24 protein-coding genes are annotated in these 21,465 nt (G+C 69.4%); 16 read left to right on the top strand and 8 right to left on the bottom strand.

Going from position 1 to position 21,465, the window contains the following annotated elements; genetic code table 11:
- The first annotated feature begins 5 nt into the window (after nt 1-5).
- From JLI01S_RS11575 to JLI01S_RS11625, 11 genes are read left to right on the top strand one after another with little or no spacing between them, the layout of a single operon-like run.
- On the top strand, nt 6-779 hold the full coding sequence (locus JLI01S_RS11575) for an SDR family oxidoreductase (protein WP_068264674.1): 774 nt from the start codon (nt 6-8) through the stop codon (nt 777-779).
- A gap of 25 nt (nt 780-804) precedes the next feature.
- A complete protein-coding gene (locus JLI01S_RS11580; protein ID WP_068264676.1) occupies nt 805-1,809 on the top strand; it encodes a 2,5-dihydroxypyridine 5,6-dioxygenase NicX family protein in 1,005 nt (334 codons plus the stop codon).
- A gap of 1 nt (nt 1,810) precedes the next feature.
- Nucleotides 1,811-2,908 (top strand): DODA-type extradiol aromatic ring-opening family dioxygenase, encoded by a 1,098-nt coding sequence (locus tag JLI01S_RS11585; RefSeq protein ID WP_068264678.1) that lies wholly within the window; start codon nt 1,811-1,813, stop codon nt 2,906-2,908.
- A complete protein-coding gene (locus tag JLI01S_RS11590; RefSeq protein WP_068264680.1) occupies nt 2,905-3,777 on the top strand; it encodes a nitrilase-related carbon-nitrogen hydrolase in 873 nt (290 codons plus the stop codon). Before JLI01S_RS11585 ends, JLI01S_RS11590 begins: the two co-directional genes overlap by 4 nt.
- Nucleotides 3,774-4,091 (top strand): hypothetical protein, encoded by a 318-nt coding sequence (locus JLI01S_RS11595; protein WP_218005504.1) that lies wholly within the window; start codon nt 3,774-3,776, stop codon nt 4,089-4,091. The genes JLI01S_RS11590 and JLI01S_RS11595 overlap by 4 nt, the downstream gene beginning before the upstream one ends.
- Entirely contained in the window at nt 4,084-4,911 is an 828-nt protein-coding gene (locus tag JLI01S_RS11600) for a GntR family transcriptional regulator (protein ID WP_068264682.1), read from the top strand. The genes JLI01S_RS11595 and JLI01S_RS11600 overlap by 8 nt, the downstream gene beginning before the upstream one ends.
- Nucleotides 4,912-4,942: 31 nt before the next feature.
- Complete coding sequence (locus JLI01S_RS11605) at nt 4,943-5,716, top strand: maleate cis-trans isomerase family protein (RefSeq protein ID WP_068264684.1); 774 nt, start codon at nt 4,943-4,945, stop codon at nt 5,714-5,716.
- Entirely contained in the window at nt 5,713-6,549 is an 837-nt protein-coding gene (locus JLI01S_RS11610; RefSeq protein ID WP_068264686.1) for a VOC family protein, read from the top strand. Before JLI01S_RS11605 ends, JLI01S_RS11610 begins: the two co-directional genes overlap by 4 nt.
- 14 nt (nt 6,550-6,563) lie before the next feature.
- Nucleotides 6,564-7,373 (top strand): SDR family oxidoreductase, encoded by an 810-nt coding sequence (locus JLI01S_RS11615; RefSeq protein WP_068264688.1) that lies wholly within the window; start codon nt 6,564-6,566, stop codon nt 7,371-7,373.
- Nucleotides 7,370-8,101, top strand: a complete 732-nt coding sequence (locus JLI01S_RS11620) for an SDR family NAD(P)-dependent oxidoreductase (protein WP_084349387.1) — start codon at nt 7,370-7,372, stop codon at nt 8,099-8,101. The genes JLI01S_RS11615 and JLI01S_RS11620 overlap by 4 nt, the downstream gene beginning before the upstream one ends.
- A 36-nt stretch (nt 8,102-8,137) precedes the next feature.
- Nucleotides 8,138-8,959, top strand: a complete 822-nt coding sequence (locus JLI01S_RS11625) for an SDR family oxidoreductase (RefSeq protein WP_068264692.1) — start codon at nt 8,138-8,140, stop codon at nt 8,957-8,959.
- A gap of 2 nt (nt 8,960-8,961) precedes the next feature.
- On the opposite strand, the gene JLI01S_RS11630 is transcribed toward JLI01S_RS11625, so the two are convergent.
- Nucleotides 8,962-9,549 carry a flavin reductase family protein gene (locus JLI01S_RS11630; RefSeq protein WP_068264694.1) on the bottom strand — a complete coding sequence of 196 codons (588 nt, stop codon included), beginning with the start codon at nt 9,547-9,549 and terminating at the stop codon, nt 8,962-8,964.
- 46 nt (nt 9,550-9,595) lie between these two features.
- Between JLI01S_RS11630 and JLI01S_RS11635 the strand changes: the two genes are divergently transcribed.
- From JLI01S_RS11635 to JLI01S_RS11645, 3 genes are all read left to right on the top strand, one after another.
- Entirely contained in the window at nt 9,596-10,075 is a 480-nt protein-coding gene (locus tag JLI01S_RS11635; protein ID WP_068264695.1) for a DUF4328 domain-containing protein, read from the top strand.
- Nucleotides 10,072-10,386: an antibiotic biosynthesis monooxygenase family protein gene (locus JLI01S_RS11640; RefSeq protein ID WP_068264702.1), complete on the top strand. Its 315-nt coding sequence runs from the start codon at nt 10,072-10,074 to the stop codon at nt 10,384-10,386. The genes JLI01S_RS11635 and JLI01S_RS11640 overlap by 4 nt, the downstream gene beginning before the upstream one ends.
- Nucleotides 10,387-10,545: 159 nt before the next feature.
- On the top strand, nt 10,546-13,068 hold the full coding sequence (locus JLI01S_RS11645; protein ID WP_068264708.1) for an ATP-dependent Clp protease ATP-binding subunit: 2,523 nt from the start codon (nt 10,546-10,548) through the stop codon (nt 13,066-13,068).
- 112 nt (nt 13,069-13,180) lie between these two features.
- On the opposite strand, the gene JLI01S_RS11650 is transcribed toward JLI01S_RS11645, so the two are convergent.
- The 3 genes from JLI01S_RS11650 to JLI01S_RS11660 all read right to left on the bottom strand — a co-directional run bounded on the left by JLI01S_RS11650 (nt 13,181) and on the right by JLI01S_RS11660 (nt 14,819).
- Nucleotides 13,181-13,678 (bottom strand): SRPBCC family protein, encoded by a 498-nt coding sequence (locus tag JLI01S_RS11650; RefSeq protein ID WP_068264710.1) that lies wholly within the window; start codon nt 13,676-13,678, stop codon nt 13,181-13,183.
- Nucleotides 13,675-14,049 carry an ArsR/SmtB family transcription factor gene (locus JLI01S_RS11655; RefSeq protein WP_245634599.1) on the bottom strand — a complete coding sequence of 125 codons (375 nt, stop codon included), beginning with the start codon at nt 14,047-14,049 and terminating at the stop codon, nt 13,675-13,677. Before JLI01S_RS11655 ends, JLI01S_RS11650 begins: the two co-directional genes overlap by 4 nt.
- A gap of 92 nt (nt 14,050-14,141) precedes the next feature.
- Complete coding sequence (locus JLI01S_RS11660; protein WP_084349388.1) at nt 14,142-14,819, bottom strand: DUF305 domain-containing protein; 678 nt, start codon at nt 14,817-14,819, stop codon at nt 14,142-14,144.
- A 170-nt stretch (nt 14,820-14,989) separates the two neighbouring features.
- Between JLI01S_RS11660 and JLI01S_RS11665 the strand changes: the two genes are divergently transcribed.
- Together JLI01S_RS11665 and JLI01S_RS11670 are read left to right on the top strand one after the other, a co-directional pair.
- Nucleotides 14,990-16,417: an LVIVD repeat-containing protein gene (locus tag JLI01S_RS11665; RefSeq protein ID WP_068264712.1), complete on the top strand. Its 1,428-nt coding sequence runs from the start codon at nt 14,990-14,992 to the stop codon at nt 16,415-16,417.
- 58 nt (nt 16,418-16,475) lie between these two features.
- On the top strand, nt 16,476-16,973 hold the full coding sequence (locus tag JLI01S_RS11670; RefSeq protein WP_068264715.1) for an amino-acid N-acetyltransferase: 498 nt from the start codon (nt 16,476-16,478) through the stop codon (nt 16,971-16,973).
- Between the two features lie 37 nt (nt 16,974-17,010).
- Here JLI01S_RS11670 and JLI01S_RS11675 read toward each other — a convergent pair whose 3' ends face one another.
- The 4 genes from JLI01S_RS11675 to radA form a co-directional block, all read right to left on the bottom strand.
- Entirely contained in the window at nt 17,011-17,913 is a 903-nt protein-coding gene (locus tag JLI01S_RS11675) for an iron-sulfur binding domain-containing protein (RefSeq protein ID WP_281177464.1), read from the bottom strand.
- Nucleotides 17,910-19,097, bottom strand: a complete 1,188-nt coding sequence (locus JLI01S_RS11680; protein WP_068264720.1) for a DUF5005 domain-containing protein — start codon at nt 19,095-19,097, stop codon at nt 17,910-17,912. The genes JLI01S_RS11675 and JLI01S_RS11680 overlap by 4 nt, the downstream gene beginning before the upstream one ends.
- 1 nt (nt 19,098) lies before the next feature.
- A complete protein-coding gene (gene disA, locus JLI01S_RS11685) occupies nt 19,099-20,175 on the bottom strand; it encodes a DNA integrity scanning diadenylate cyclase DisA (RefSeq protein ID WP_068264722.1) in 1,077 nt (358 codons plus the stop codon).
- 9 nt (nt 20,176-20,184) lie between these two features.
- Nucleotides 20,185-21,465, bottom strand: a 1,281-nt coding sequence (gene radA, locus JLI01S_RS11690) for a DNA repair protein RadA (protein WP_068264731.1), incomplete at its 5' end; no start/stop codon positions are given.

Below are 21,465 nucleotides of genomic sequence, written 5' to 3' on the forward strand. Positions count from 1 at the left end.
AGCACATGGATCTGGCACTGAACGGCAAGGTCGCCCTCGTCACCGCGGCATCACGCGGAATCGGTCGAGCGGCGGCCGAGCGACTGGCGAGCGAGGGTGCGACCGTCATCGCGGCGGCGCGCTCGCAGGACCGCGAGACCGAGGAGGTCGGGCGCGGGGGGATCGTGCCCGTGGTGGCCGATCTCGGTGAGGCCGGTGCGGGGAGCGCCCTCGTCGAGCAGGTGCGTGAGGAGCACGGGCGGCTCGACGTGCTCGTGGCCAACACCCCCGGTCCGAAGCTCTCGCCGGCGCTGGAGCTCACCTGGGAGGACTGGACAGGCGCCCACGACGCGATGTTGCGACCGGTGGTCGAGCTGATGACCGCGGCGGGTCGCGTCATGGTCGGCCAGGGGAGCGGGGCGATGGTGCTCGTCTCCTCGTCGTGGGTGCGCCAGCCCGCCCCGGCCGGCGTCCTGTCGGCCGCCTACCGCTCCGCCCAGTCCTCCTTCGTCAAGTCGCTCGCCGGCGAGATCGCTCCGCGCGGGGTCCGGGTCAACCAGGTCCTCGTCGGGGCCACCGGCACCGAGCGGATGGAGAACATCCTGCGCAGCAAGGCCGAGACCAACGGCACCGACCGCGACACCGAGCTCGACCGCGTCGTCGCCGACATCCCGCTCGGCCGGTGGGGCGAGGCGCACGAGATCGGCGACCTCATCGCCTTCGTCGCCTCCGACCTCCCCGGCTTCTCCACCGGTTCCTCCTTCGTCATCGACGGCGGAGCGATCCGCTCCGCCCACTGATCCGCACCCGAAAGGAAGCATTCACATGCCCCGCTCACTGACCGAGAACTTCGTCAAGCAGTTCGAACTGTGCAAGGTGACCTCAGGCGAGGTCGTCGCCGTCATCGCCGAGCTCGGCCACAAGGAGGAGTACGTCGCCGCCTCCGTGGCCGCGGCCCGCCAGCTCGGCGCCAGCGCGCTGGTCCTGCACGCCTCCAGCCTGTCGAGCCCGATGCTCCCGCCCTACGAGCCCGACGGCCGTGAGGTCGCGGCGCTGCTCGCGGCGGCGGGCGAGGCCGACTTCGTCGTCGACTGCACCGTCGGCGGACTCATCCACTCCGACGTGCGCACCCGCATCACCGGCAACGGCAAGCGGATGCTCTTCGTCGCCGAGCCCAACGACGTCCTTGAGCGCCTCATGGGTGGCGAGGACCTCAAGGCCGACGTCTCGGCTGCCGGCGACGTCCTGCGCGACGGCAACACGCTGCACGTCGTGAGCGCTGCCGGGACCGACCTCACGGCCGACGTGTCCGGCGAGGACCTGCCCATCACCATGCAGTGGGGGTACGTCGACGTCCCCGGTCGCTGGGACCACTGGCCGAGCGGTTTCGCCGCCTGCTTCCCGAAGGACCGCACGGCCCAGGGGCAGATCGTCCTGCAGCCGGGCGACGCGCTCATCCCGTGGCAGCGCTACGTCCGTGACGAGGTGACGATCGCCGTCGAGGACGGCTTCATCACCTCCATCACCGGCGGCGCCGACGCGCACGTGCTCAACGACTACTTCGAGTCCTGGGACGACCCCGAGGTCTGGGCGCTCAGCCACATGGGCTGGGGCCTGCTGCCCCAGGCGCGCTGGTCGGCCTTCGACGTCTACGACCCACGCACCCTCTACGGCCAGGAGCTGCGCTCCACCGCGGGCAACTTCATGTGGTCCACGGGCTCCAACCGGTTCGCCGACCGCGAGACCCCGGCCCACCTCGACGTCCCGATGCGCGGCTGCACGGTGAGCGTCGACGACCGGGTCGTCGTGCGCGACGGGAAGCTGGTCTGACATGTCCGATGGTTCCCTCGAGGGCGCCATCCTCGCGATGGCCCGCGACCGAGACCTGCTCGAGCGGGTCCGCCAGGACCCGGCGGCCGGTGCCACCGAGCTCGGGATCACGCAGGAGTGGGTCGAGGTCATCGTCTCCGGCGATCGCGACCGGCTCCGCTCGGCCGGGGTCAACGACGGCATCACGATCCTCGTCAGCCGCTGGTTCCGGGACGACATCGGTGACAGCGCGAGCGAGGGCCGCCTGCACGTGGACACGACGACGCCGCTGCCGCCGAAGGACCTGCCCGAGGGCCTGGTCTTCGCCGGCGGGGCATCGCACGTCCCCGACCTGCTGGCCCGTCCCGAGATCGACCCCGAGGAGGGGGTGCAGCGACTCCTCGCCGGGTACGAGCGGATGGCGGCGGACTTGCGGGCCGCCGACCCCGACGTCATCCTCGTGACGGCCGACTGCCACTTCCAGAGCTTCGAGACGCAGCACTACGTCGTCGGCACGGCCGCGACGCACGGCGGCTCGATGGAGTTCTTCAAGCGTCCCGACCTCGACCTCGAGCTCACCGGCAGCCCGCAGATGGCCGAGCACATCGCGACGGCCGTGCGCGCGGCGGGCCTGGAGGTGGAGGAGGCGTCCCGCGTCGACCTCGATCACGGGCTGATCGTCCCCCTTCGCCTCATGCTGCCTCGGCCCGACGTCCCGGTCGTGCCGATCATCACCCAGCCGCACCGCAGCTTCTCGCCGTTCGGGGCCAGGGCCTTCGGTGCCGCGATGCGGGCCGCGGTCGAGCGCTCCGGGCTGCGCGTGGCGATGCTCGCCACAGGGGGCCTGAGCCACTGGCTCGACCCGGGCAAGTTCGGCGGCGTGGACGTCGAGTTCGACACCTACCTGCTCGAGATGCTCCGGGCAGGGCGGGGCAACGACATCGCCAACCTCGAGCCGTACCCCCTGCTCGACCACGGGCAGTACGAGTTCCCGAACTGGCTGATCATGCTCGGGCTCGTCGGGCCGGGTGTCCGCGGTGAGGTCTACACCTACGAGCCCATGGAGGCATCCGGTGGCGGCTGGACCGTCGTGCGGATGCAGATCGAGGAGGAGTCATGACGGACACGAGGAGCCTACGGGTCGGTCTGACCCAGTGGCACGCGACGCGGGATGTCGCGGCGAACGTCGAGCTGGCCCTGCGGGCCGTCCGCGACTGCGCGGCCGCGGGAGCGCAGCTGGTCGTCCTCCCGGAGAACGGACTGATGCTCGGCAGCAACACCGAGATGAGGGAGGCGGCCTTCAGCGAAGGGGGCGACCCTCACCTCGACCGCATCGCCGAGGCGGCGCGTGACAAGGACGTCGTGGTCGTCGTCGGTGGACTGAAGAACCGCACCGACGGCGGAACCTTCAACTCCGCCCTCGTCTACGACCGGTCGGGACACCTGGCCGGGCGTTACGACAAGATCCACCTCTTCGATGCACGCATCGGCGGTCAGTCCTTCGAGGCGAGCTCGGTCGAGCAACGTGGCACGCACCCGGTAATCGTCGACGTCGACGGTGTCGCCGTCGGTCTGACGATCTGCTACGACGTCCGCTTCCCCGAGCTCTACCGCACCCTCGCGCTGGGCGGGGCCGAGGTGATCCTCGTGCCCGCTGCCTTCACCCGCATCACGGGCGACGCCCACTGGGAGGTCCTGCTGCGGTCCCGGGCCATCGAGTCCGGGGCCTACGTCCTCGCCAGTGCCACCGTCCACGGCGACGGCGAGACGCCCGACGCCTTCGAGACCTACGGGCACGCCCTCGCGGTGGGCCCCTGGGGCGAGGTCCTCGCCGACCTCGGGGAGGCGACCTTCGCCACGAAGGTCCTCGACCTCGACCTCGACCAGGTGGACGCGGTGCGTGACCGGCTGCCGGCCCTGCGCGGCGTGCAGCCGGAGACATACGGTGCACAGATCCGACGAGTCACGACCTCAGGAGCGATGACATGAGCGAGCACAAGATCCACCCCGACCTCGGGGACGCCCAGCCGGGCCCGGACGCCAAGGACGAGCCGGACCCCGTGCCGGGTGTCGTGAGCGCCGAGGAGTGGCAGGGCATCGGCAACGAGTTCACCGGTGTCCACTTCCGCAAGGTGCGCACCAAGAACGGCGAACGCCTACAGCTCTTCGTCCCGCGACGAGGTCACAGCGTCGTCCTCGACCCGATGCAGCTGGAGATCGTCGCTGCGCAGGACCCGACCTTCTTCAGCCGCCTGCATGCCCGCGAGCTGGGTGCCGGGTCCGAGGAGCCGACGGATGCCTGACCACGCCGTCGGCAGCGGTGAACGACGCTCGGGGAACGTCGTCGAGGCGGTCGCCGATGCGCTGCGCGAGCAGATCGTCTCGGGGGCACTCGCCCCCGGTCTGCGTCTCAGCCAGGCGGACGTGGCGCGCGAGCTCGATGTCTCACGCACGCCGTTGCGGGAGGCGCTGCACAAACTCGAGGCGGAGGGTCTCGTCGTCACCCAGGCCAACCGCGGAATGTCCGTGGCCCCGGCGCCCCTCCACCAGGTCGAGGACGCCTACTGCCTGCGCCTGATGACCGAGCCACCCATGGTGCGGGCCATCGTCTCGACCATCGAGGACGACGCGCTCGACGCCATGCGCGAGCGGCTCGAGGCCATGGAGCGCGACCACACGAGCACGCGTGACTTCCAGGACGCGCACTTCGCCTTCCACGAGATCATCACCGGGAAGTACCCGAAGGCCGTCTCACGGCTGGTCGACGCACAGATGATGCTCATCCAGCGCCACCAGCGGCTCTATTTCGCCCGCCCGCGGGCCCTGTCCAACTTCACCGACGTCGACCGCGCCTTCCTCGAGGCGGTCGGGACTCGCGAGGGCGCGGCGGCAGCCCGGATGATGGAGTTCCATCTCCTCGACGCCGCGATCGGCATGATCCGCGAGGTCGACCCGGACTACGTCCTCGATCCGCTGCTCGTCACCTGTGACGCCCTCGACATCGTCCTCGACGAGCGCGCCGACGGACGCCTCGACGTCCTGTGGCGCCACGACTACTACGACATCGGTCTCACCGAGACCGTCAACCTCGTCCCTCTCAAGGCACCCCGGCAGACCCGGTGAGCCCGTGACCCCCTTCGACAGGAGCCCACCCATGCACACCCCCATCCGCGTCGGCCTCATCGTGCCGAGCAGCAACGTGACGATGGAGACCGAGATCCCGGCCATGCTGCGCGCTCGGGAGCAGGTCGCGCCAGAGCGCTTCACCTTCCACTCCGCGCGCATGCGGATGAAGCAGGTGACGCCGGAGGAGCTGGCCGCGATGGACGCGGACTCCGAGCGAGCCGCCGCCGAGCTGGCCGACGCCCGGGTCGACGTCATGGGGTATGCCTGCCTCGTCGCGATCATGTCCCAGGGCCACGGGTACCACAGGACCTCCGAGGAGCGTCTGGGTCGCGTGGCGCGCGAAGAGACCGGTGGCGACCTGCCGATCGTGTCCTCGGCCGGTGCGCTCGTCGAGGCGCTGGAGCACCTGGGCGCCCGCAGGGTCGCGGTCCTGACCCCCTACATGGAGCCACTCACCGCCACCGTGTGCAGCTACATCGAGAACGAGGACATCGAGGTCGTCGACTCCATCAGCAGGGAGGAGCCCGACAACCTCAAGGTCGGTCAGCTCGACCAGGACGAGCTCATCCGGCTTGCGGGTGAGGTGGACACCACCGGCGCGGACGCGCTCGTCATCAGCGCGTGCGTGCAGATGCCCTCCCTCAGGGCGCTCGCCGAGGTGCAGCGGCGCTCGCCGATCCCCGTCGTCAGCGCCGCGTCGGCCACCGTGTGGAAGATGCTGCGCGAGCTCGACCTCGACCCGGTGGTGCCCGAGGCCGGCGCGCTCCTGGGGCAGCCCCTCGCTCAGGCGGTCTCCCGATGAAGGTGCACGGGCTGGCCTGGCTCGGGTCGAGCAGTCCTGCCCTCGAGGAGATGACGGCCTTCATCCGCGACGGGCTCGGCCTCGAGGTGCAGCAGGAGCAGGAGGGCGCCCGGGTCTTCGGGTTCCCCGACGGCAGTGCCTTCGAGATCTTCAAGCCGAGCGACGACGCGCACGACTTCTTCGAGCACCCGGTCGCCGGCTTCCTCGTCGACGACGTGGCGGAGGTGCGGGCCCATCTGGAGTCCCGGGGCGTGGAGTTCGTCGGGGAGATCCACGAGGGGGTCGAGGACTCGTGGTCGCCGCGCTGGACCCACTTCCGCGGGCCGGACGGTTACCTCTACGGGCTGGTCACCAGCTGGCCGGAGCAGCGGGTCTCGCGTGACCGCGGCTTCGACGAGCTGCGCTTCTGCCTGCGCGTCGACGACTTCGACACCGCACTGGCCCAGTACCGCGACGGGCTCGGGATGCAGGTCGTCGACGAGTGGACCCACCCCGACGGGCAGCGGGGTGCGCTCTTCGGCGTCGTGCCCGCGGCCCTGGAGATCTTCGACGGGCCCCAGGCAGACCTCGTCGACGCCGTCGAGGCGGGGGAGCCGCTCGGGCGTGACCACGGGTTGCGCGTCGAGGTCGCCGACCTGCCCGCCCTCGAACGACTGGCCGGTGTCCTCGAGGCATCGGGGGCCACCCGCCACGCCACGGGCGTCGTCGAGACACCGTGGGAGCAGACCTGCCAGCGGATGGACCTGCCGGACGGTGAGCAGCTGACCATCTCCATCCTGCCCGCAAGCGAACGCGCCGAGCGGACCATCGCCCGAGCGCGGATCAACCTATGACCCAGGAGACACCCATGAGCACATCCACCGGTCGCCTCGACGGCAAGGTCGTCGTCTTCACCGGAGCCGGCGGAGGCATCGGCCTGTCCGCCGTGCGCCGCTTCGTCGCCGAGGGGGCGCGGATCGTCGCCGTCGACATCTCCGACCGGGTGGAGCAGGCGACTGCCGACCTGGGGGATGCCGTCATCCCTGTCGTCGCCGACGTGTCGACCTGGGAGGGCAACCGGGCGGCCGTCGAGGCGGCTGTCGCGGCCTGGGGTCGGTTGGACCTCTTCGTCGGCAACGCCGGGATCACCGATGCAGCCCGTCCGCTCGAGGAGATCCCCGGTGAGGACCTCACGCAGGCCTTCCACGAGCTCTTCGACGTCAACGTCCTCGCCCTCATGCTGGGAGCGCGTGCGGCACTGCCAGAGCTCATCAGCAGCAGGGGGTCGATCATCCTCACCGGCTCCTTCGCCAGCTCCCACGCGGCCGGAGGAGGCGCGCTCTACACGGCGTCCAAGCACGCGGTCCTCGGGCTCGTGCGCCAGCTGGCCTACGAGCTCGCGCCCGACGTCCGGGTCAACGGCATCGCCCCCGGAGTGGCCCCGACCCGGCTCAAGGGGCTCTCCGCCCTGGGGCAGGAGGCGACGGACTCGGTCCTCGACGGGACGGCGGCGATCCTGCCCCTGCAGCGGGTGCCCGAGCTGAGCGACTTCGACGGGGCCTTCGTCATGCTCGCCTCCGACGACGCGGCGATCATGACCGGCGCGATGATCAGCGTCGACAGCGGGCTGTCCGTGCGCGGCCTGAACCGCCCCGGTGGCCGCGTCGGGGTGCGATGACGCCCCGGCCCACCCGGGTGGCCCTGGTCACCGGTGCGCGGCGGGGCATCGGCGCCGCGACGGTGACGGCTCTCGCCGAGGCCGGGCTGCAGGTCGTCGCTGCCGTCCGGTCACCGACGTCGACGCCGGGAGCCGACCTGACGATCACGGGGGACGTCACCGATGCCGGAGACGTCCACCGGATGCTCGCAGAGGTGGCCGACCGGCTCGGACCGGTCGACGTCCTCGTCAACAACGCTGGCGGTTTCCTGCGGCCGGGGACCACGCTCGACACCACGAAGGAGGAGTGGGAGCAACAGCTCGCGCTCAACCTCACCGCCCCCTTCGTCATGACGCAGGCGGTGCTGCCCGGGATGATCGCCCGCGGGTGGGGCCGCATCGTGACGATCGGTTCGGTCGTCGCGCGCGCACCTGCGCTCGGCAACGCCACTGCATACGTCGCAGCCAAGGCCGGGGTCGTGGGATGGACGCGGCAGCTGGCGCTGGAGACGGCTGGGACCGGGGTGACGGCCAATGTCGTCAACCCCGGCACGACCCGCACGGAGCACCTCGACGACTACCTGCGCGACAGCGACCGGGCGGGAGCAGACCTTGCCGCGTCCATCCCGATGGGACGACTCGGCGACCCTGCCGAGGTCGCGGCTGCCGTGCGGTACCTCGTGGGGGAGGACGCCGGCTTCACCACCGGCATCTCGATCGACGTCAACGGTGGCGTCGCGATGAGCTGACCCGGGCACGGTGCCCGGGCACGAAAGGACAGACTGATGTTTTCCATGGACGGCAAGATCGCCCTCGTGACTGGCGGCGCCGGTGGTATCGGCGAGGCCGTGGTTCGCGCCTACGTCGAGGCAGGCGCCCGCGTGGGCATCCTCGACCGGGACGCGGAGAGGCTGGATGCCGTGGCCCGCGACCTCGGGGACGCGGTCGTCGGGGTCCACGGGAGCGTGGAGCGGATGGCGGACAACGTGCGCGCCGTGCAGACGACGGTCGACGCCTTCGGTGGCCTGACCACCTTCGTCGGCAACGCCGGTGTGGGTGCCGGCAACCTCACACTCGCCCAGATGCCGGTGGACAAGCTCGAGGAGGCCATCGACGAGATCTTTGCGATCAACGTGCGCGGCTACCTCTTGGGTGCTCGGGCCGCGCTGCCCGAAGTGCTGCGCGCCCACGGGTCGATGATCTTCTCGACCTCCATCGCCGGCTACCGGGCCGTCGACGATGGCGTGCTGTACGTGGCGAGCAAGCACGCTGACGTAGGCATCGTGCGGCAACTGGCGTGGGAGTTTGCCCCTCGGGTCCGCGTCAACGGTGTGGCGATCGGAGTGGCCCGGACCAACATGGAAGGTCTGCAGTGCCTCGACCAGCCAACCGTCGACGCGGTCCTGCCGGGGGCAGAGCAGGTCATACCCCTGGAGGTGATCCCCGAGGCGTCCGACCATGCGGGCGCTTTCGTCTACCTCGCGTCAGACCGGGCGTCGGTCGCGACGGGCGAGTGCATCTGGACCGACAGCGGTTTCGGGATCCGGGGTATCGGATCACCGCGCGGAGGCGCGGAGCTCGACCCGGATGCCCTCGACGTCACCTGAGCTCAGGGGCCCTCTGGTCGCGTCAGGTGGACAACCTCCGGCGGCCGGCCCCACTCGTCGCGTCCGAGCCTGGACATCGGGCGCAGCGCCTCCATGCTCGGGTGGCCGTCGACGAGGGCGTCATCGGAGACGGTGATCGCCAGGACGTCGCCGAGCACGAGGTGGCTGTTGCCCAGCTTGATGCTTGAGTGCAGGCGACACTCGATGGAGACGGGCGAGTCCGCGACGCGCGGGACCGGGACGAGCTCGCTGGGCTCGAGCGTGATCCCGAGCGCGTCCGCCTCGTCCACCTCCGGGTCGAAGGGAGCGCTGCTCGCGTTGGCGAGGTCCGCGAGCTGCTCGCTCACGAGGTTGATGACGAAGTGCTGGGTGGCGAGGACATTGCGCAGTGTGTCCTTGCGCCCGACCGAGGTGAAGCTGACGATCGGCGGCCGCGCGCACGCCACGTTGAAGAAGGAGTGGGGCGCGAGGTTGCCGACCCCGTCCGACCCGACGCTCGTGACCCAGGCGATCGGCCGTGGCACGACCACCGAGGTGAGCAGGGCGTAGGCGTTGGTGTCGGGATCACTGACGTCGAAGACGGTGCGCATGCCGTGAGCCTAGGTTGTCCACAGCCGAGGAGATCTCGGCGCGCAGGTGCCGCGGCCCGACCCCGATATCGCCTTCTTCTTCGTCGTCGACGCCCTCGCGTCGTTGTCGGTCCTCGTGCAGCTTCTCGCTTTCATCATCGCCGGGCTCTGGTTGTACTTCTTCGTCGAGGCAGCCCGTCAGCTCAATCCGGAGGCCCGGCACGAGCGTGAGGCTTACTGGAGCTTCGTGGGCTGGATCGCGCCCGTCGTCAACCTCTGGTTCCCCTATCAGGTGGTGCGCGACGCAGCAGCCGCCGTGGGAGCTCGCACCCGGGTGTTGCCCTGGTGGTGGGCCGGCTGGATCGTCACCGGCGTCCTTGCTGCCGCGGAGTCCGTCGCGCTCGCCTTGTCGCCCGACGACCTGACTCCGTGGCTCATCGTCTCCGCTGTCCTCGCCGTGGCGACCTTGGTCACCGGTGTTCTGTGGATCCGGGTCGTGTCGGCCATGACTGCCGCAGCGAGGGCCTCCATTACGGTCGAGCCATGAGCATCGTCAAGATCAACGCCATCAGCGTCCCCGAGCAGGCCCGCGAGGAGCTGGAGCGCCGCTTCGCTGCCCGTCAGGGAGCCGTCGACCAGTCGCCCGGCTTCGAGGGGTTCCAGCTACTGCGTCCGACCGAGGGTGGCGACCGCTACTTCGTCGTCACGCGCTGGGCCGACGAGGAGTCCTTCGCCGCCTGGCGTGACGGGGACGCTCGGGCCGCCCACTCCGGCGAGGCCAAGAAGCCGGTGGCCACGGGTGCAGAGCTGCTCGGCTTCGACATCGTCATCGATGTCCCGGCGCCCACGGCCGAGTGATCGCGATCCGCTGAGAGCGAACAAGGGGTGACCCTCTCCGTGTCATGGAACAGGGTTGGGGGTACCTGCGTTGTGACCCCGTGAGAGGCTCGCCGCCCCGGCTCAGGCAGCGGGCACGGTTAGCATCGAGGTCAGAGCACCACGTGAAGGGGAGATCCCATGTTCGAACGGTTCACCGACCGGGCCCGCCGGGTCGTCGTCCTCGCCCAGGAGGAGGCACGCCTCCTCAACCACAACTACATCGGGACCGAGCACATCCTGCTCGGCCTGATCCACGAGGGTGAGGGCGTGGCCAGCAAGGCGCTCGAGTCGCTCGGCATCTCTCTGGATGCCGTCCGTGAGCAGGTCCAGGACATCATCGGTCCCGGCCAGCAGGCTCCGTCGGGGCACATCCCCTTCACCCCGCGTGCCAAGAAGGTCCTCGAGCTCTCCCTTCGTGAGGCGCTGCAGCTCGGCCACAACTACATCGGGACCGAGCACATCCTGCTCGGCCTGATCCGCGAGGGCGAGGGTGTCGCCACCCAGGTCCTCGTCAAGCTCGGGGCAGACCTCGGCCGCGTGCGCCAGACCGTCATCCAGCTCATCTCGGGCTATCAGGGTGGCAAGGAGGGGCAGGCCGCTGGCGTCGGCGCCGGTGCGGGTCCCGCCGAGGGCCAGCCCGCAGGCTCCCTCGTGCTCGACCAGTTCGGTCGCAACCTGACCCAGGCTGCCCGAGAGGGCCAGCTCGACCCGGTCATCGGGCGCTCGCAGGAGATCGAGCGCGTCATGCAGGTGCTCTCGCGACGCACCAAGAACAACCCTGTCCTGATCGGTGAGCCCGGCGTCGGCAAGTCGGCCGTCGTCGAGGGCCTGGCCCAGGACATCGTCGACGACAACGTGCCCGAGACGCTGAAGGACAAGCAGCTCTACACGCTCGACCTCGGCTCCCTCGTCGCCGGCAGCCGCTACCGCGGTGACTTCGAGGAGCGCTTGAAGAAGGTGCTCAAGGAGATCAAGACGCGCGGCGACATCATCCTCTTCATCGACGAGATCCACACCCTCGTCGGTGCGGGTGCCGCCGAGGGCGCGATCGACGCCGCGAGCATCCTGAAGCCGATGCTCGCCCGTGGTGAGCTGCAGACGATCGGTGCGACGACGCTCGACGAGTACCGCAAGCACATCGAGAAGGACTCGGCCCTGGAGCGTCGCTTCCAGCCGATTCAGGTCGCCGAGCCGTCGCTGCCGCACGCCATCGAGATGCTCAAGGGCCTGCGCGACCGCTACGAGGCGCACCACAAGGTGACCATCACCGACCCGGCGATCGTTGCCGCCGTCACGATGGCCGACCGCTACATCAACGACCGCTTCCTCCCGGACAAGGCGATCGACCTCATCGACGAGGCGGGCGCGCGGCTGCGCATCCGTCGGATGACGGCTCCGCCGGAGCTGAAGGAGTTCGACGACAAGGTCGCCAAGGTCCGCTTGGAAAAGGAGTCGGCCATCGACGGCCAGGACTTCGAGAAGGCGGCGAGCCTGCGCGACGACGAGAAGAACCTGCTCGCGGAGAAGGCCAAGCGCGAGGCGGAGTGGAAGGCCGGCGACATGGATGTCGTCGCCGAGGTCGACGAGGAGTTGATCGCTGAGGTGCTCGCTGCCTCCACCGGCATCCCCGTCTTCAAGCTCTCCGAGGAGGAGTCGAGCCGACTGCTCAACATGGAGGCCGAGTTGCACAAGCGGGTCGTCGGCAACGACGAAGCCATCAAGGGCATCTCGCAGGCGATCCGTCGCACGCGCGCTGGCCTGAAGGACCCGCGTCGTCCCGGTGGCTCGTTCATCTTCGCCGGTCCGACGGGTGTCGGTAAGACCGAGCTGGCCAAGGCGCTGTCGGAGTTCCTCTTCGGCGACGAGGACAGCCTCATCACGCTCGACATGTCCGAGTACTCCGAGAAGCACACGGTCAGCCGGCTCTTCGGTTCGCCTCCCGGCTACGTCGGGTACGACGAGGGTGGTCAGCTGACGGAAAAGGTGCGCCGCAAGCCCTTCTCGGTGGTCCTCTTCGACGAGGTCGAGAAGGCGCACCCGGAGATCTTCAACTCGCTCCTGCAGGTGCTCGAGGACGGGCGTCTGACCGACTCCCAGGGCCGGATGGTCGACTTCAAGAACACGATCATCATCATGACGACCAACCTCGGTACGCGTGACATCTCCAAGGGTTCCTTGGGCTTCACCTCGGGCGCCGACCAGACCTCGAGCTACCAGCGGATGAAGGACAAGGTCACCGACGAGCTGAAGCAGCACTTCCGCCCCGAGTTCCTCAACCGCGTGGACGACACGATCGTCTTCCCGCAGCTGAGCCCGGAGGAGATCGTGCAGATCGTCGACCTCGAGGTCGCCAAGCTCGACCAGCGGCTCAAGGACAAGGACATGGGCCTGGAGCTCACGGGTGCGGCCAAGGAGCTGCTCGCCAAGCGCGGCTACGACCCCGTGCTCGGCGCGCGTCCGCTCAAGCGGACCATCCAGCGCGAGATCGAGGACGTGCTGTCCGAGAAGATCCTCTTCGGCGAGCTCACCGCTGGTGAGATCGTCGCGGTGGACGTCGAGGGCGAGGGCAAGTCGGCGATCTTCACCTTCAAAGGTGCACACAAGATCGGCGAGCTCGACGTCCCGCTCCTCGGAGCCGGTGACGGCGGCGCCGGGAGCTGATCCCGCACGCTGACGACCGAAGGGAGGGCCCCACCAAGTGGTGAGGCCCTCCCTTCGTCGTGGTCCGGCGCCGCTGGCCGTTTGCTCGTCGAACTTCCTGATCGACGCCAGGTCAGGCAATCTCGCCGGCCGCGAGCATCCGGTCGAGCGCGGCGTAGCCCTCGTTGATGCCGACCTCCATGCCGGAGGCGAGCATGCCCTCGCGCGCCTCGAAGGTGGCCACGAGCGAGTGGCCGTGGACTCGGGTCCATCCGTCGCCGAGGTCCTCGAAGGTCATGGTCTCCAGCGAGACCCCGTCGGGGAAGCCCTCGAAGGTGAAGGTCTGCACGATGCGCTCGGGGGAGACCTCGTGGAAGCTGCCGTGGAAGGCGTACTCCTCGTCGCCGCGAGTGTTGAGGAAGCGATAGCTGCCCCCGGTGCGCGCGTCCCAGTGGTCGATGACGGTGTCCACCGAGTCCGGGCCCACCCACCTCTTGTACAGCTCGGGGTCGGTGTGCGCGGCGAAGAGCTGGGCGGCGCTCGCCGGGAAGTCCCTGGTGATGCGGATGACGGGAACCTCGGGGTCGGCCTCGATGGTGGCCGTGGTGATGTGGTCGGTTGCCTGGGTCATTGTCCTGCTCCGTGTGTGTCGGACGTGCCTGTGGTGTCGGACGAAGGGAGGTCCGCCAGGACCTCTCCGAGGCGGGCCATGCGCTGCTCTGCCCGCTGCTGGTGCCGCTCGATCCAACCGGTCATCGCGGCCAGTGCCTGGCTCTCGAGATGGACCGGGCGGCGTTGGGCCTCCTTGCGCTGGCTGACGAGCCCGGCGTCGGCCAGGACCTTCACGTGCTTGCTCACGGCTTGGAGGCTGATGTCGTAGGGGACGGCGAGGTCGGAGACGGTGGCGTCACCGACGGTGAGGCGGGCGATGATGTCCCGCCGGACGGGGTCGGAGAGCGCGGCGAAGGACCGGGAGAGCCGCTCCTCCAGTGGGTCTGCCACGCTGCTCCTTAATCAACCTTTGGGTTGAATAAGACGGTAGACCTCGGCGAGGGCATGGTCAAGGGGGGAGCGGACGAGCGGTGGCGCGGAGGTCAGAGCCGCTTGCGCATGGCCTTCATCTGGTCGATCTGCTTGCTCTGGGTGACGTTGATGTCGTCACCGAGCTCGCTGGTGCGCTCGTCAGACCCCTTGTCACCCAAGGTGGTGCACATCGTCAGGGCGCCCTGGTGGTGCTTGGTCATCAGGTCGAGGTACAGACGGTCGACGTCCGCGCCCTTGGCCCGGGCCAGCTCGTCGAGCTGCTTCTGCGTCGCCATCCCGGGCATCTGTGCGTGCTGGGAGTGCCCGGCGCGGGATCCCAGGGTCGGGTTGGTCGCCTCGATCGGCACCTTTTCGCCCCAGGACTTCAAGGTGCTCGACATGGCCTTCATCTCCGGCTTCTGCTCATCCCGGATCCGGCTGGCGATGCCTCGCACCTGCTGGTCGGTCAGGCGGCCCTTGACCAGATCACCCATGACGACGGCCTGCGCGTGGTGGACGATCATGTCCTGCAAGAAGGTGACATCGGCGTCGTTGTGGGTGACCTTGGGCGTTGCCACGGCCGAGGTCCCGCTCAGCGAGGTGTTGGGCTCGCCCGGGACGCCCGGCTGGAGCACGGGCGCGTCGGGGGAGGTCGCGGTCGGGGTCGCCGGCTCGTCGGAGGAGCAGGCGCCGAGTGCCAGAGCCAGAGCCGCGGAGGCGACGAGAGGGGCGAAGCGGTAGCGGGTCACCGAGCCGACGTTAGCCCCCTTCGCCGCTCGCGGGACCGCTGTCAGCGGTACTGACCATTTCCGGAAACAACCCGGAGGTTGCCGGGGGTGTGTGCCTGTGTGCCGGGGAGGAAGGTGTGGCGTACTCGCCGAACACACCCAGTCTCGGCGGACGCCACCGTGGAGGAAGCATGCGCAAGAGACCAGCCCTGGCCGTCGCAGCCGTCGCAGCCATGATCGTCTCCGGAGTCGGGGTCGGGAGTGCCACCGCGGACGGACCCGACGATCGAGTCGGTGTCTCCGGGACGGATCTGCTGACCGATGAGATCGGCCGCAGTGCCAATGTGAAACATCTGGCCAACCTCGCACCGTCCGGAGCGCTTGCTGAAGGCCTCGGTACCGACATGGCCTTCCAGGACGACAAGGCCTTCGTCGGCAACTACGACGGCTTCTCGATCATCGATGTCCGCAATCCCAAGAAGCCGAAGACCCTCGTCCAGGTCAGCTGCCCCGGGAGCCAGAACGACATCTCCGTGTCGGGTGACCTCCTCTACCTGTCGACCGACTCCTCCCGCAGCGACGACTCGTGTGCCTCCACCTCGCAGCCGGCGTCCCAGAAGGAGAGCTGGGAGGGGATCAAGATCTTCGACATCTCCGATGTGAAGAACCCGCGCTACCTGAAGTCCGTCGAGACCGCCTGCGGCTCGCACACCCACACCCTCGTCCCGGGCAAGGGCAAGACCAAGGGCAATGACTACCTCTACGTCTCGAGCTACTCGCCGCGCGCGGAGTACCCCGACTGCCAGACGCCGCACGACCTGATCTCGATCGTCAAGGTCGACAAGTCCGCGCCTGAGCAGTCCGCGGTCATCGCCACCCCCAACCTCTTCCCTGACGGTGGCAACCCCGGTGGCCCCGGCCCGACGCCGATCGCCAACCGCTCCTCGACGACCGGTTGCCACGACCTCACGGCCCTGCCGCACAAGAATCTTGCGGCCGGCGCGTGCATGGGTGACGGCATCATCATGGACATCAAGGACCGGGAGAAGCCTCGCGTCATCGAGCGGGTGCAGGACAACGAAAACTTCGCCTTCTGGCACTCCGCCACCTTCAACGCCGATGCGACCAAGGTCGTCTTCACCGACGAGCTCGGTGGTGGCGGTGCAGCGACCTGTGACGCCGAGACCGGACCCAACCGCGGGGCCAACGCGATCTACAGCCTCTCCAAGCTGGGGAAGCTGACCTTCACGTCGTACTACAAGATCCCGCGTCACCAGACCGAGACCGAGAACTGCGTGGCCCACAACGGCTCGCTCATCCCGGTGGCCGGCCGCGACATCATGGTCCAGTCCTGGTACCAGGGTGGGACGAGCGTCTGGGACTTCACCAACTCCAAGAAGCCCAAGGAGATCGGCTACTTCGAGCGCGGTCCGCTGCCGGAGTCCGAGGGGATCGGCGGTACGTGGTCGAGCTACTACTACAACGGTCACATCTTCTCCTCCGACATCGCACGCGGGTTCGACGTGCTGAAGTTCAAGAGCGCGATGACCAAGAAGGCTGACCGCGTCATCATGGACGAGCTCAACCCGCAGTCGCAGCCCAGGTACAAGGTGCGCTGACCCCCCTCGTCGTGAGCCTGCGCCCCCGCCCTCGTGGTGGGGGCGTAGGTTTGTCCGGGTGACCTTGACCATCCGACGCGCGCGCACCAGCGATGTGCGCGAGATCCGTTCCCTCGTGGCGCCGCTCGCCGAGAGGCGGGTCCTCGTCAGCAAGGACACCGTCGCCTACTTCGAGGGGCTCCAAGAGTTCCGGGTCGCCGAGGTCGACGGGCAGGTCGTCGGCTGCGGTGCGCTGCACGTCATGTGGGACGACCTCGCCGAGATCCGCACCCTCGCCGTCGCGGAGGGTCAGCTGGGTCGTGGGGTGGGCGGCGCTCTCCTGGAGACCCTCGCGCAGGACGCGGAGGAGCTGGGCGTCGAGCGGCTCTTCTGCCTGACCTTCGAGGTCGACTTCTTCACCCGTCACGGCTTCACCGAGATCGAGGGCCAGGCCGTCGACCCCGATGTCTATGTCGAGCTGCTGCGCTCCTACGACGAGGGCGTCGCGGAGTTCCTCGACCTCGAGCGCGTCAAGCCCAACACCCTCGGCAACACCCGGATGCTCCGCCAGCTCTGAGCCAGCGGATCCTGAGCGGACGAAGGGGGCGGACCGCTCAGCTCGGCAGCGCGAAGCGCCCGCTGTCGCGCGGCTCGACCAGCCCGTCGTCGACCAGCGCGGCGAGGCAACGCTCGAGTTTGCTCTCGTCGTCGGGCCACACTGCCGTGATGTCGCTCCGGGAGACGGGGTCAGGGCTCTCACGGAGCAGCTGCACGATGCGACCGCGCACCTGTCGGTCCGTCCCGTGCCAGGCCTGCCCGCGGCGGACCGGCCCCTCGTGGGCAGGCCGGCCGGCGAGCTGCCAGGCGCACAGATGGGCGACAGGGCACTCGCCGCATCGAGGGGTGCGCGCGGTGCAGACGAGCGCGCCGAGCTCCATCGACGCGGCATTCCACAGGTTGGCCCGGTCGCGGTCCGGCGGCATCGAGGCAGTGGCCAAGCGCATCTCGGCGGCGGTGAGCGCGGGCGCCGCGTGCTGGGTGCCGCTCACGGTCCGTGCCAGCACCCGGCGCACATTGGTGTCGACGACGGTGCGCGGATCCTGGAAGGCGAAGGACGCGACGGCCGCTGCGGTGTAGGTCCCGACGCCGGGCAGTGCGAGCAGGTCCTCGTGGTCCCGGGGGACCTGGCCGTCGTGCCGCTCCACCATGGCCCGGGCCGACTCCCACAGGCGCAGGGCCCGTCGGGGATAGCCGAGTCGGTCCCACATGCGCACGGCCTCGCCGGGGGAGTCGGCAGCCAGCGCTGCCGGGGTGGGCCACCGCTCGAGCCACCGCTCCCAGACGGGCAGCACCCGAGCGACCGGAGTCTGCTGCGACATCACCTCGGACAGGTAGATGCCCCACGGGGTGCACTCGGGGTCGCGCCATGGCAGGTCGCGTCCGTGCTGGGCGTACCACTCGAGGACAGCGGAGTGCAGGACGGCACTGGCCACCCCGGTCGGGGGGAGGTCGCTCACGGCAGGTCGATCTCCGCGAATCGCGGTCGGTACAGCTCAGGATGGGTGTAGAAGGGGCCGTGAGTCGTCGGGGACTCGCTCCACGAGATCAGCAGACGGCCCGAGGCGGTCGTGAAGTCGGGGTGGACCAGTGGCGCGTAGCGCCGGATCGTGGAGTCGTTGGCCAGAGGACGGACACGGTGCTTGGTCCAGGGGCCGGTCACCTCGGGTGCCTTCCAGACGCTCAGCCACACTCCGTGGTAATCGCCCTCCTTGCTGACGGCGTACCAGTTGCCGTCCTGCTCCATGACCCCGAGGACGTGCGAGACGCCGTTGTCCGGGCCGATGAGCTGTGCCGCCTCGCCCTGGGCGGCTGACGGGTCGCCGGTCACCCACGTGCTGCCGTCCCAGTACTGCCAGGCGTCGGGGTCGTCGAGGTCGTCGGGTGAGGTGCGCGCGACGTGGAGGGCCCATCCAGCGGTGGACTTGTCCGCGTTGCTGGCCGTGCCGAAGACATAGGTCCATGGACCCACGTCCCACATGGCAGCACCCCAGGTGGGGACGCGCGGGTCCGCGGTGCGGGGCCCGAGGGGCCGGTGGGAGACCAGGCGCGGCATGCGGTTGGTGGGGACTTCGAAGGTCGCGAGGTTGGACCCCGTGGTCGCGAAGGACTCGCTGCCCTTGACGGTCACGGTCGCGGTGATCATCTGGACGATGGTCCCGCCCTTGACCGGGGTCGCGCGCAGTGACATCGGCCAGTAGCCCAGCTTGCCGTCGCTGGGGATCGCCGGCCCATGGTGGTCGACCTCCATGGGCTTGATGCAGTCGCCATTGGAGATGAGCACGGAGTTGCGCACCATGAAGGGCTTGACGACGTCCGTGTCACGGATGGTGTCGCCGAAGGCGTAGAGCCGCCGGCCGTCCGCGAGGGCCACGGAGCCGCCGTGGTCGGCGCCTTGGAGCGTGGGCTCCCCGTCGAGCTGGTCCATCAGAGCATCCATGCCCGTGGCATCCACAGGAGTAGGGCCTGAGCAGGCGCTGCCGAGCTCGGTGCCATCGGTCCGCAGTGCCTCGCCCTCAGGTGTCGGGCCCAGCTGGGCGGCGCTGGTCACGGCGGCATTGACCTGATCGGTGTACGTCCACCCGAACCATGCCCCGGCGACGACGAGGCTGCCGGCGAGCCATGAGACGAGGAACCGGGTCATGTCACACGTAGCGCTCGAGGATCGATGACTCGGCCAGCCGGGAGAGCCCCTCGCGGACCGTCCGCGCGCGCAGTTCGCCGACCCCGTCGACCGTCATCAGGTCGTCGATGCCGGCTGCGAGCAGCCGCTGCAGCGAGCCGAAGTGCTCGACGAGGCGATCGACGATGGCACCCGGCAGGCGAGGGATCTTGCCCAGGATGCGCAGTCCCCGAGGGCTGACCGACGCATCCAGGGACTCGCCCACGATGGCGAAACCCAAGGTCTTGGCCACGTGCCCCAGGTCGAGCAGCTCGGCGGCATCGAGGGCAGAGAGGTTGCTGAGCACCTGGTCGCTCGACCCCACGGGACCCTCGGGGTCGAGGTAGTCGAGGATCACGGCGTTGAGGTCGTCGTCGAGTCCGGCAGTCAGCTCCTCGAGCTGCAGCGTCAGCAGACGTCCGTCGACGCCGAGCTCGAGGACGTACTCGGCGATCTCGGCGTGGATGCGGCGGACCATCTCGAGACGCTGGAGGACGACCGCGATGTCCCGCACGGTGACGAGGTCCTCGATCTCGAGGGCGGAGAGCGTGCCCGTGACCTCGTTGAGCCGGTTGGTGTACCGCTCGAGGGTCTGCATCGCCTGGTTGGCCTGGGAGATCAGCTCGGTCGTCGTGCGCAGCACGTGCCGTCGGCCGCCGACGTAGAGCGCGATGATGTGCATCGACTGGCTGACCGAGACGATCGGGTGCCCCGTCTGCTTGGCCACCCGCTCGGCGGTGCGGTGCCGAGTGCCACTCTCGATCGTCTCGATGCTCGAGTCGGGCACGAGCTGCACGGCGGCCTTGAGGATGCGCGAGACGCTCGAGTCGACGACGACGGCGCCATCCATCTTTGCCAGCTCGCGCAGCCGCGTCGCCGAGAACTCGATGTTGAGGTCGAAGCCGCCGGTGCAGAGGGACTCCACGAGCTTGTCGTGACCGAGCACGATGAGGGCGCCGGTGTTGCCTCGCAGGATGCGCTCGAGCCCGTCGCGCAGCACTGAGCCCGGCGCGACCGCGGCAAGGGTCGTCCGGAAGAGCTCGTCGTCAGTGTCGGCCACGCGGCGAGTCTATGGGGTGCGGCTGGGCACGAGGTGTGGCCGAGGGTGATGTCCTCGGGCCGCGGTGATCGCCGAGGCCACGTCGACGACCTCGATGACCTCCATGCCCTGCGGGGTCGGGGAGTCGGCGAGAGCGCCCTTGGGGACCAAGGCCGTGCGGAAGCCCAGCCGGGCCGCCTCGGTCAGGCGCCGCGCGACTCCGGCGGCGGGGCGGACCTCGCCGCTCAGGCCCACCTCGCCGAGGGCGAGGAGGTCGTGCGCGATGGGCTCGTCGAGGACGGCGCTCGCGATGGAGACCGCGACGGCCAGGTCGCTGGACGGCTCGGTGATCTTGACCCCGCCGACGCTGGAGACGTAGGTGTCCTGGTTGCCGATCGGGGCGCCTGCCCGCTTGTCGAGGACGGCGATGATCATGGCCAGCCGGCCGCCGTCGAGCCCGACATTGGCCCGTCGTGGCGTCGGGATCTGCGAGGGGGAGACGAGCGACTGGACCTCGACGACCAACGGTCGGCGTCCCTCGAGCGTCACCGTCGCGCAGGTGCCCGGCACATTGATGTGGCGGCTGGACAGGAAGAGACCGCTGGGGTCGTCCAGGCCGATGATGCCGCTGTCGGACAGGTCGAAGCAGCCGACCTCGTCCGTCGGGCCGAAGCGGTTCTTCACCGCTCGCACCAGCCGCAGACGCGAGTGTCGGTCGCCGTCGAACTGGACGACGACGTCGACGAGGTGCTCGAGCACGCGTGGCCCGGCGATCGACCCGTCCTTGGTCACGTGCCCCACCAGGAGCATCGCGAAGCCCCCGGACTTGGCTGCCTGGATGAGGGATCCGGCGACCTCACGCACCTGCCCGACATTGCCCGGCGCGCCGTCCACCTCGGTGGAGGCGATGGTCTGCACCGAGTCGATGACGACGAGGTCGGGTTGCACCTGCTCGATCTGTGCCAGGACGGTGGCCAGATCGGTCTCCGAGGCGAGATAGAGCCCGTCGGTGACGGCATCGATCCGCTCGGCCCGGCCACGCACCTGGGCCGCCGACTCCTCGCCGCTGATGTAGAGGACGCGGCGCTGCTCGCCCACGCGTGCGGCGACGTCGAGGAGCAGCGTCGACTTGCCGATGCCGGGCTCGCCGGCCACGAGCACGACGGATCCGGGCACGAGGCCCCCGCCGAGCACGCGGTCGAACTCCGGCACCCCGGAGCTGCGGTGGGTCGCCGCCTCGGCGTCGACATCGCGGATCGGCACGGCGGGACGCTCCACCCTCGCGGCGGCGAGGGTGCGGACCGTCGGCCC

The sequence above is a fragment of the Janibacter limosus NBRC 16128 genome (assembly GCF_001570985.1).
Lineage (GTDB): Bacteria > Actinomycetota > Actinomycetes > Actinomycetales > Dermatophilaceae > Janibacter > Janibacter limosus.

Excerpts from the sequence above, each read along its gene's own strand:
- JLI01S_RS11575 (WP_068264674.1), top strand. The coding sequence starts at position 6 with ATGGATCTGGCACTGAACGGCAAGGTCGCCCTCGTCACCGCGGCATCA.
- JLI01S_RS11590 (WP_068264680.1), top strand. The coding sequence starts at position 2,905 with ATGACGGACACGAGGAGCCTACGGGTCGGTCTGACCCAGTGGCACGCG.
- JLI01S_RS11625 (WP_068264692.1), top strand. The coding sequence starts at position 8,138 with ATGTTTTCCATGGACGGCAAGATCGCCCTCGTGACTGGCGGCGCCGGT.
- JLI01S_RS11645 (WP_068264708.1), top strand. The coding sequence starts at position 10,546 with ATGTTCGAACGGTTCACCGACCGGGCCCGCCGGGTCGTCGTCCTCGCC.
- JLI01S_RS11640 (WP_068264702.1), top strand. The coding sequence starts at position 10,072 with ATGAGCATCGTCAAGATCAACGCCATCAGCGTCCCCGAGCAGGCCCGC.
- JLI01S_RS11620 (WP_084349387.1), top strand. The coding sequence starts at position 7,370 with ATGACGCCCCGGCCCACCCGGGTGGCCCTGGTCACCGGTGCGCGGCGG.
- JLI01S_RS11610 (WP_068264686.1), top strand. The coding sequence starts at position 5,713 with ATGAAGGTGCACGGGCTGGCCTGGCTCGGGTCGAGCAGTCCTGCCCTC.
- JLI01S_RS11580 (WP_068264676.1), top strand. The coding sequence starts at position 805 with ATGCCCCGCTCACTGACCGAGAACTTCGTCAAGCAGTTCGAACTGTGC.
- JLI01S_RS11650 (WP_068264710.1), bottom strand. The coding sequence starts at position 13,678 with ATGACCCAGGCAACCGACCACATCACCACGGCCACCATCGAGGCCGAC.
- JLI01S_RS11680 (WP_068264720.1), bottom strand. The coding sequence starts at position 19,097 with ATGACCCGGTTCCTCGTCTCATGGCTCGCCGGCAGCCTCGTCGTCGCC.
- JLI01S_RS11595 (WP_218005504.1), top strand. The coding sequence starts at position 3,774 with ATGAGCGAGCACAAGATCCACCCCGACCTCGGGGACGCCCAGCCGGGC.
- JLI01S_RS11630 (WP_068264694.1), bottom strand. The coding sequence starts at position 9,549 with ATGCGCACCGTCTTCGACGTCAGTGATCCCGACACCAACGCCTACGCC.
- JLI01S_RS11605 (WP_068264684.1), top strand. The coding sequence starts at position 4,943 with ATGCACACCCCCATCCGCGTCGGCCTCATCGTGCCGAGCAGCAACGTG.
- JLI01S_RS11585 (WP_068264678.1), top strand. The coding sequence starts at position 1,811 with ATGTCCGATGGTTCCCTCGAGGGCGCCATCCTCGCGATGGCCCGCGAC.
- JLI01S_RS11600 (WP_068264682.1), top strand. The coding sequence starts at position 4,084 with ATGCCTGACCACGCCGTCGGCAGCGGTGAACGACGCTCGGGGAACGTC.
- JLI01S_RS11665 (WP_068264712.1), top strand. The coding sequence starts at position 14,990 with ATGCGCAAGAGACCAGCCCTGGCCGTCGCAGCCGTCGCAGCCATGATC.
- JLI01S_RS11615 (WP_068264688.1), top strand. The coding sequence starts at position 6,564 with ATGAGCACATCCACCGGTCGCCTCGACGGCAAGGTCGTCGTCTTCACC.